Genomic DNA, 8144 nt, shown 5'->3' with positions numbered 1-8144 from the left:
CCATCGTGGCGCAAATGAAAGACGATGAAGCGCTGCATGCACGCGATGCCGAGCAGGCCGGCGCGCTGCAGTTACCCGAGCCGGTCAAGGCCCTGATGCGCTCTGCGGCGCGTGTCATGACAACAACGGCGCACTACATCTGAGGTTTCTGTCGCTGCAGCGCAAGCCGGCACAACCACATGCTATAAATTTAATAGCTGCTTGCGCTTATCTACAAAGGGAAAGAGGCCAAAATCATCTCAAGCTTCGATGACCTCGAAGCTGGTCGTGATCTCTGCTGTTTTCGCCAGCATGATGGTGGCCGAGCAGTATTTGTCGTGACTCATGGCGACCGCGCGTTCCACTGCGCTGGTGGCCAAGCCACGGCCTGTCACGACAAAATGCATGTGGATTTTGGTAAACACCTTGGGGTCGACAGGCGCCCTTTCGGCACTCAATTTGACCGAGCAACCCCGAACATCCTGGCGGCCACGCTTGAGGATCAGCACCACGTCGTAGGCCGTACAGCCACCGGTCCCGGCCAGCAAGGTTTCCATGGGCCGGGGTGCCAGGTTGGCGCCGCCGTTTTCCGGTTTGTCGGCATCGGGCGCGCCGTCCATCACCAGGGTGTGGCCGCTGCCGGTCTCAGCCAGAAAACTCATTCCGGAGCGCGATCCTGTGACCGCCGTCGGGCCCGTCCAACTCACCGTGCATTCCATGAATCTCTCTCCTCATGCATAAAATTTATGATTAAACCGTGAAAAATGTCGAATTTACGCCACAAGATATTGTGCAGCGCAACATCGGCCCGCTATACTGAAATCATCGCATCAAGATCAGTTGTCCGGCAACTCAGGGTCTTTTTGCACCGGTTGTCTCCTCCACCTCCTCTAAGGGTGGATTTACAGGCCCAGACTGCAAAGTCTGGGCCTTTTTTCTTGCCCACTATGATGTCAGGCTGCGAGAAAAACATGCCAACCCACACCAAACAAGCCACCCGCCCTGTTCCCAAAGTCATCAAGGCAGTCAAAGCTCCGGGGAAACCTTCCGGCAAAACGTCGAAGCCCGCGCTGAAACCAGCCGACTACCTGAAAAAGATCCTGACAGCCCGGGTTTATGACGTGGCAGTGGAGTCCGCGCTGGAGCCCGCCAAAAACCTGAGCCTGCGCCTGAAAAACACCGTGCTGCTCAAACGCGAAGACCAGCAGGCGGTGTTCAGCTTCAAGCTGCGGGGCGCCTACAACAAGATGGCTCACCTGAGCCCCGAACAGCTCAAAAAAGGCGTGATTTGCGCCTCGGCCGGCAACCATGCCCAAGGCGTCGCACTCAGCGCGCAAAAGCTCGGCACACGCGCCGTCATCGTCATGCCCACCACCACACCGCAGCTCAAGGTCGACGCCGTCAGGGCCTGGGGCGGCAATGTCGTGCTGCACGGAGAAAGCTACTCCGACGCCTACGCCCACGCCGTGGTGCTCGAGAAAAAGCAGGGCCTGACTTTCGTGCATCCGTTTGACGACCCGGACGTCATCGCCGGTCAGGGCACGATCGCGATGGAAATCCTCATGCAGCTGCAAAGCCTCGGCTCCAGCCGGCTCGACGCCGTGTTTGTTGCCATCGGCGGCGGCGGGCTCATCTCCGGCGTGGCCAACTACATCAAGGCGGTGCGGCCCGAGATCAAAGTCATCGGCGTGCAGATGAACGACTCCGACGCGATGCTGCAGTCAGTCAACGCCAAAAAGCGCGTGACCCTGAGCGACGTCGGCCTCTTCGCCGACGGCACGGCCGTCAAGCTGGTGGGTGAAGAAACCTTCCGTATCAGCCGCGAACTGGTCGATGAATTCATCACCGTCGACACCGACGCCGTCTGCGCCGCTATCAAGGACGTGTTCGTCGACACCCGCAGCATCGTCGAGCCGTCCGGCGCAATGGCCGTGGCAGCTGTCAAGCAGTATGTGGCCACCCACAAGGCCAAGGGTGAAACCTACGCGGCCATCTTGTGCGGTGCCAACATGAATTTCGACCGCCTGCGTTTCGTCGCCGAGCGCGCCGAAGTCGGCGAAGAGCGCGAAGCCCTGTTCGCCGTGACGATTCCAGAAGAGCGCGGCAGCTTCCGGCGCTTTTGCGAAGTGATTGGCGAGCTGCCGGGCGGGCCGCGCAGCGTGACCGAGTTCAACTACCGTATCAACGACGACGCCAAAGCCCACGTCTTTGTGGGCTTGACCACGTCGGYCAAGGGCGAGAGCAGCAAGATCGCCGCCAATTTCTCGCGCCACGGCTTCAAGACGCTGGACCTCACCCACGACGAGCTCGCCAAGGAACACATCCGCCACATGGTGGGCGGGCACAGTGCGCTGTCCAAAGACGAGCGCCTGCTGCGCTTCGTCTTCCCCGAGCGGCCGGGCGCGCTGATGAAGTTCCTCTCCAGCATGCGGCCGGGCTGGAACATCAGCCTCTTTCACTACCGCAACCAGGGCGCCGACTACGGCCGCATCCTGGTCGGCCTGCAGGTGCCCAAGGCCGACAACAAGGCCTTCAAGGATTTCCTGGACACGCTGGGCTACCCTCACGTCGAGGAAACCGCCAACCCTGTTTACCGGCTGTTCTTGCAGAGCTGACCGCAAAACTGACCGTAGAGCCGACAAGCCCATCCGCCATGAGCCCACAGGCCGCACCCCCGCCAACACCCGCCCAGGCCGACACCTCGGTGTGCCCCCGCTGCGGCGCCGGCCTGCGCTGCGGCATGGCGGCAGGAGATGCTGAATGCTGGTGCGTGCAACTGCCGCACATCATGCCCGTACCCTCCGAACGAACTCCGCAACCGGAAGGCAGCGCACTGTCGTGCTTCTGCCCCGCCTGCCTTAAACAAATCACCGATGAACGCACCCGACTTTCCACCCCTCCTCCTGCCCGCGATTGAGCCGACTGCCGACCTCCCGCTGGAGGCCAGGCTGCGGCACAAGATCGACCACAAGACCAAGCCGCAGGGCGCGCTCGGCCTGCTCGAAAGTGTGGCGCTGCAGCTGGGCCTGATCCAGCAGAGCGAGAACGTCACGCTGCAAGCTCCCCAAATGGTGGTCTTCGCGGCCGACCATGGCATTGCCRCCGAAGGCGTTTCGGCCTTTCCGCAGGATGTCACGGTGCAGATGGTCGGCAACATGCTGGCCGGCGGCGCCGCCATCAACGTCTTCGCGCGCCAGCACGGCTTTGCCCTGCACGTAGTGGATGCCGGCGTGGCGGCGGACTTGCCCGCGCACCCGCAGCTGCTGCAGCGCAAGATCGCCCACGGCACCCAAAACATCTGCAGCGGGCCCGCGATGTCGCAACTGCAAACCCACACCGCACTCACCGCGGGCATGGACATCCTGCAATCGCTGCCCGGCAACGTGGTGGCGTTTGGCGAAATGGGCATTGCCAACACCTCGCCTGCCGCCCTGCTGCTGGCACGCCTTGCCGGCATCAGCATCGACGAAGCCACCGGTCGCGGCACCGGCCTGGACGACCAGCAACTGCAACGCAAGCGCGCCGTGCTGGCGCGCGCGCTGGCAGGCCACGCCGGCGCAACGCAGCCTCTGGATGCATTGGCCGCCCTGGGCGGTTTTGAAATCGCCATGATGGCCGGCGCCATGCTGCAGGCCGCCAGCGAGCGCCGCGTGGTGCTGGTCGACGGCTTTATCGCCGGGGCGGCAGCACTGGTGGCCCGCTCGCTCGCTCCCGCGGTGCAGGACTACATGGTGTTTTGCCACCGTTCCGACGAGCACGGCCATCGCCTGCTGTTGGCGCACCTGAAAGCCCAACCGCTGCTCGAACTCAAGCTGCGCCTCGGCGAAGGTACGGGCGCGCTGTTGGCCTGGCCCCTGGTGCAATCTGCAGCCGGCTTTCTCAATGAAATGGCGAGCTTTGACTCCGCCGGCGTGAGCGGGCGGGAAGACGCATAAACCATCATGGGCCTCGCATGACATCCATCACCCTGTTTGTCCGCGAGTTCCTGCTCGCCGTCCAGTTCTTCACGCGCATCCCCATCACGGGGCGTCTGGCGGCCTGGGTGGGCTACAGCCCCGAGTTGCTGCGCGCCAGCGCCGGCMACTTCCCCGGCGTCGGCATTCTGGTGGGCCTGTTTGCCGCTGCCGTGTACGCGCTGTTTCAGGCGGTTCTGCCCGACACCACGTTCTCGCCGCTGGTGGCCGCGGCGTTTTCCACCGCCGCCACCGTGCTGCTGACGGGCGGCTTCCACGAAGACGGCCTTGCCGATGTAGCCGACGGCCTGGGCGGCAGCCACGACAAGGGCCGCGCACTCGAAATCATGAAGGATTCGCGCGTGGGTGCCTTTGGCGCCATGGCGCTGGTGCTCGCCTTGCTGTGCAAGGTCTCGCTGTTGGCCATCCTCGGCTCGGTCGAAGGCGCGCCCGCCGGCTGGGGTGACTGGGAAGAGGCGCCCTTTGGCAGCTGGTATGCCTGTGCCGCGCTATGCACAGGCCACATCATGTCGCGCGGCCTGCCGCTGCTGCTGATTTACCTGCTGCCACACGTGGGCGACACCGCCCTGTCCAAATCCAAGCCTCTGGCCGACCAGATCTCCCCCGGCAGCCTGCTGGTGGGGTTTTCCTGGTGCCTCGCCGCGCTGGCCCTGGCTACCTTCGTGCTTGACGTCATGAACCTCATCGTGGCCTGYAGCTTCGCCGTGCTGGCGTTGCTGTGGATGGGCCGCTTCTTCAAGCGCAGGCTGCAAGGATTCACCGGCGATTGCCTGGGTGCCACCCAGCAGGTTTGCGAAATCGCTTTTTACCTGGGCCTGGCCATCAGTCTATGACCATGGCTGCCGCTGTTGCCACAGCACGTCCAGGACATGCTGCGTCGCCCGCTCCACCGGGCCCATCCGGTGCGCAACCCCCAGCGACCGCCACAGCGCGGGGCGCAACGGAAGCATGCGGATGCGCGGGTCAAGCGGCGTGGTGGATGATGCCTCGTGCGGCAGCAGCGTGGCGCCGTAACCGGCGGCCACCAGACTCTTGATGGCGTCGTTGTAGTTGAGCTGGATGCGCGCCTTGGGGTGCTCCCCCGCCAGCGCGAACCACTCAGCGGTCAACCGCGACAGGCTGGTGCCCAAATCGTTAAGAATCAAGGGCTGAGCCGCCAACCACTTCGGCGTAACACGCTGGGGTACAGCCCAGGGCGACGGCACGAAGGCCATCATCGGATCCCGACGCCAGGGCTGCACCTTCACCCCTTGCACCGTCGCCTGCGGCAGCGCCACCAGGCCCACGTCGAGCGATCCATTCGCCAGGCGCGTCATGGTGTCCTGCGAAGTGAGCACTGCCACCTGCACGTCGATGCCGGGATGATTCCGGCCCAGCACCTCCAGGGCCTGCGGCAGCAAGTGGGCAATCGCGCCCGTGGAGGCGCCCAGCCGCACACGGCCCGCCAACCCCTGCACCTGCCGCTGAACTACATCCATTGCCTCGTCCGCATCGGCCAACAGGCGCCGCGCCCGTTCAATCAGTGCCTCGCCCACGCCCGAGGGACGCACTTCACCGCGCTTGCGCACCAGCAGGGGGGCGCCACACAGCGCTTCCAGGTCGGCTACGTGCAGGCTCACCGTGGGCGCCGCCAGATGCAGCACGCGCGCGGCTTCGGCGAACGAGCCCAGGTGTGCGATGGTGACCAGCGTGCGCAGCCGGTCCAGGTTGAGTTCGCGCATGACGTTCAGTAAATCTGATGCTGATGTTTATGAAATTCAACTTTTCAAATTCTAAGGTGTCGCTGAAGATTCGTCATTCTTCTTTCTTTGGCTCGAGCCATTCATCCCACCAGGAGCACCGCATGAGCGCACCCCTTGTCTTCATCGATGGCGATCAGGGCACCACCGGCCTGCAGATCCACGAACGCCTGCAGGGCCGCAACGACCTGACCCTCCTCACGCTGCCCGAGCAGGACCGTAAGGACCCGGCGCGCCGTGCAGAAGCCATTAATGCCTGCAATATCGCGCTGCTGTGCCTGCCCGACGGGCCTGCACGCGAAGCAGCGGCCTCCATCGTGAACCCGGCCGTGCGCGTGATCGATGCCAGCTCCGCGCACCGCACGGATCCGCAGTGGGTCTACGGACTCCCGGAAATGGGCTCGGAACAGTCCCGGCGCATCGCCAACGCGCGGCGCGTCACCAACCCCGGCTGCTATCCCACGGGCGCCATCGCCCTGCTGCTGCCACTCGTGAAGGCCGGCCTCGTGCCCGCCGACCACCCGCTGGCGATCCATGCGGTGTCGGGCTACTCCGGCGGCGGCCGCGCGCGGGTGGATGCGCATGAAGGTGCGGGTGCATCGCATGCGCCCATGTTCCAGGTGTACGGTCTGGGGCTGGCCCACAAGCACATCCCCGAGATCCAGAAACACGCAGGCCTGATACAGCGGCCCTTCTTCCTGCCGGCTTACGGCTCGTTCCGCCAGGGCATCGTGCTCACGATCCCGTTGCTGTTGCGGCGGTTGCCAGCGGGCGTCACTCCCGGTCGCTTGCAAGCCTGTCTACAGCAGCACTACGAAGGCGCCGTGCACGTGGAGGTGATGGCGCAAAAGGACGTTCAGGCCACGCAGCACCTGGACCCGCAGGCGCTCAACGGCACCAACCTGCTGCGGCTGGCCGTGTTCGCCAACCCGCAGCATGGGCAGGTGCTTCTGGCCGCCGTGTTCGACAACCTGGGCAAAGGCGCCTCGGGTGCGGCGGTGCAGAACCTTGACCTGATGCTGCAGCACGCCGCTTAGCGGCTTGACGGCACAGCAAGTTCGGCGAGGGGTGTCACAGATAGCCGGTTCTTGCAAGCAGTTCCAGAGATGGCCCCACGGTGGCGCAGAGGCTCGCCGCGCCGGCGCCTGTGCCGCTCTAGAATAGACCATGGGGCATGGCGGACCCTTCCTTATCGCACGGATCGCACAGCGTGCACTCCGCCATTCTCCAGCCACCGCAGCAGCCCCTCTCCATGATCACCGCATCACTTCCGTCCACCGCCACCACGGTCCCCGTGCAGGAGCAGCAGATCACCTGCACCGACCTGCAGGCGCTGCCCGACCAAGGCAGTCAGTAAGCCATGAAGCTCTGGCTGGCCCGCCACGCAACACCGCTGGTTGAAGCCGGCATTTGCTACGGCCGGCAGGACGTAGCGGCCGATGCGGCGGCCACCGCCGAATGCGCGCAAGCGCTAGCCACGCTGCTTCCCGCCGGCACACGGGTCGCCCACTCCCCTTTGCAGCGATGCGTGCAGCTGGCGCAAGCATTGCGCGAACTGCGCCCCGACCTGGCTTGCACCAGCGACCCGCGGTTGCAGGAGATGGACTTTGGTGCCTGGGAAGGCCGCGCCTGGCAGGACATCACGCCCGCCGAACTGCAGGCCTGGACGGACGGCTTTGCCCAATATGCCGTGGGCGGCAGCGGCGAAAGCACCCACCAGGTCATGGCACGCGTCGCTTCGGCCTTTGACGAGTTGCAAGGCCAGGCCGACACACTGTGGATTACCCATGCGGGCGTCATACGCGCCGTGGAACTGATTGGCCTTGGCGTGCGTCAGATCATGCACGCCAGCGACTGGCCTCTAAAAGCTCCGGCCTACGGCCAATGGTGCACACTCGAACTGCAAACCCACTCCTAAAAACCGGATAAGGTACAAAAAATGGCAGCAACTCTGGATGGTCAGCTCGTGGTGGCGATCTCGTCACGCGCGCTGTTTGACTTTGAAGAAGAAAACCAGGTTTTTGAAACCGGCATGACGGCCGAGCCCGTGCCAGGCGCCAAAAAGGATGCCGCCTATATGAAGCTGCAGCTCGAGCGGCTGGACGTGCCGGCCAAGCCTGGCGTGGCGTTTTCGCTGGTCAAAAAGCTGTTGGCCTTCAACGAGGTACCCGAAAGCGCCGGGGARGCGGCCAGCCCGACAGCACCCACCCAGCGCGTTGAAGTCGTGATCCTCTCGCGCAATGACCCCGTCTCCGGCATGCGGGTTTTTCGCTCAGCCCAGCACTACGGCCTCAAGATAGAACGAGGCACTTTCAACCGTGGCGAGGCGCCCTGGCGTTACCTCAAGCCCCTGCACGCCAATCTTTTCCTGTCCGCCCATCTGAGCGACGTACGCGACGCCCTGCTGGCCGGCGTGCCCGCTGCGCAGGTCTATCCGCATTCAGTGCGTGCC

At 64.2% G+C, this 8144-nt stretch carries 9 protein-coding genes and 1 pseudogene; 8 read left to right on the top strand and 2 right to left on the bottom strand.

Annotated elements, in window-relative coordinates:
* A pseudogene (locus tag AC1DWI_RS07740) lies at positions 1–143 on the top strand (2-polyprenyl-3-methyl-6-methoxy-1,4-benzoquinone monooxygenase); the annotation flags it as partial.
* A gap of 96 nt (positions 144–239) precedes the next feature.
* Here the strand turns inward: AC1DWI_RS07740 and AC1DWI_RS07735 are convergent.
* The gene (locus AC1DWI_RS07735; protein ID WP_457282593.1) at positions 240–698 is read right to left on the bottom strand and encodes an OsmC family protein; all 459 of its coding nucleotides are present in this window, start codon (positions 696–698) and stop codon (positions 240–242) included.
* Between the two features lie 252 nt (positions 699–950).
* Here AC1DWI_RS07735 and ilvA point away from each other — a divergent pair, with 252 nt between their 5' ends.
* The 4 genes from ilvA to AC1DWI_RS07715 are packed head-to-tail and all read left to right on the top strand — an operon-like array spanning position 951 to position 4786.
* Positions 951–2594, top strand: a complete 1644-nt coding sequence (ilvA, locus tag AC1DWI_RS07730) for a threonine ammonia-lyase, biosynthetic (protein ID WP_477724627.1) — start codon at positions 951–953, stop codon at positions 2592–2594.
* 38 nt (positions 2595–2632) lie between these two features.
* A complete protein-coding gene (locus tag AC1DWI_RS07725) occupies positions 2633–2896 on the top strand; it encodes a cysteine-rich CWC family protein (protein WP_477724626.1) in 264 nt (87 codons plus the stop codon).
* The gene (cobT, locus tag AC1DWI_RS07720) at positions 2853–3914 is read left to right on the top strand and encodes a nicotinate-nucleotide--dimethylbenzimidazole phosphoribosyltransferase (RefSeq protein ID WP_477724625.1); all 1062 of its coding nucleotides are present in this window, start codon (positions 2853–2855) and stop codon (positions 3912–3914) included. Before AC1DWI_RS07725 ends, cobT begins: the two co-directional genes overlap by 44 nt.
* A 17-nt stretch (positions 3915–3931) precedes the next feature.
* Positions 3932–4786: an adenosylcobinamide-GDP ribazoletransferase gene (locus AC1DWI_RS07715; protein ID WP_477724624.1), complete on the top strand. Its 855-nt coding sequence runs from the start codon at positions 3932–3934 to the stop codon at positions 4784–4786.
* On the opposite strand, the gene AC1DWI_RS07710 is transcribed toward AC1DWI_RS07715, so the two are convergent.
* Positions 4781–5674 carry a LysR family transcriptional regulator gene (locus AC1DWI_RS07710; protein WP_477669926.1) on the bottom strand — a complete coding sequence of 298 codons (894 nt, stop codon included), beginning with the start codon at positions 5672–5674 and terminating at the stop codon, positions 4781–4783. The genes AC1DWI_RS07715 and AC1DWI_RS07710 overlap by 6 nt on opposite strands.
* Before the next feature lie 122 nt (positions 5675–5796).
* Between AC1DWI_RS07710 and argC the strand changes: the two genes are divergently transcribed.
* From argC to AC1DWI_RS07695, 3 genes are all read left to right on the top strand, one after another.
* Positions 5797–6729, top strand: a complete 933-nt coding sequence (gene argC / locus AC1DWI_RS07705) for an N-acetyl-gamma-glutamyl-phosphate reductase (protein ID WP_477669927.1) — start codon at positions 5797–5799, stop codon at positions 6727–6729.
* Between the two features lie 323 nt (positions 6730–7052).
* Positions 7053–7610, top strand: coding sequence for a histidine phosphatase family protein (locus AC1DWI_RS07700; RefSeq protein ID WP_477669928.1), 558 nt, complete (start codon positions 7053–7055; stop codon positions 7608–7610).
* Positions 7611–7631: 21 nt separating this feature from the next.
* Positions 7632–8144 (top strand): 5'-nucleotidase (locus AC1DWI_RS07695; RefSeq protein ID WP_477724623.1); only part of this gene is annotated, 513 nt, incomplete at its 3' end.

The sequence above is a fragment of the Polaromonas sp. P3_C2 genome, from assembly GCF_056402675.1.
This window is presented reverse-complemented; position numbering and strand designations above follow the sequence as displayed.

Excerpts from the sequence above, each read along its gene's own strand:
- AC1DWI_RS07700 (WP_477669928.1), top strand. The coding sequence starts at position 7,053 with ATGAAGCTCTGGCTGGCCCGCCACGCAACACCGCTGGTTGAAGCCGGC.
- AC1DWI_RS07725 (WP_477724626.1), top strand. The coding sequence starts at position 2,633 with ATGAGCCCACAGGCCGCACCCCCGCCAACACCCGCCCAGGCCGACACC.
- argC (WP_477669927.1), top strand. The coding sequence starts at position 5,797 with ATGAGCGCACCCCTTGTCTTCATCGATGGCGATCAGGGCACCACCGGC.
- AC1DWI_RS07710 (WP_477669926.1), bottom strand. The coding sequence starts at position 5,674 with ATGCGCGAACTCAACCTGGACCGGCTGCGCACGCTGGTCACCATCGCA.
- AC1DWI_RS07735 (WP_457282593.1), bottom strand. The coding sequence starts at position 698 with ATGGAATGCACGGTGAGTTGGACGGGCCCGACGGCGGTCACAGGATCG.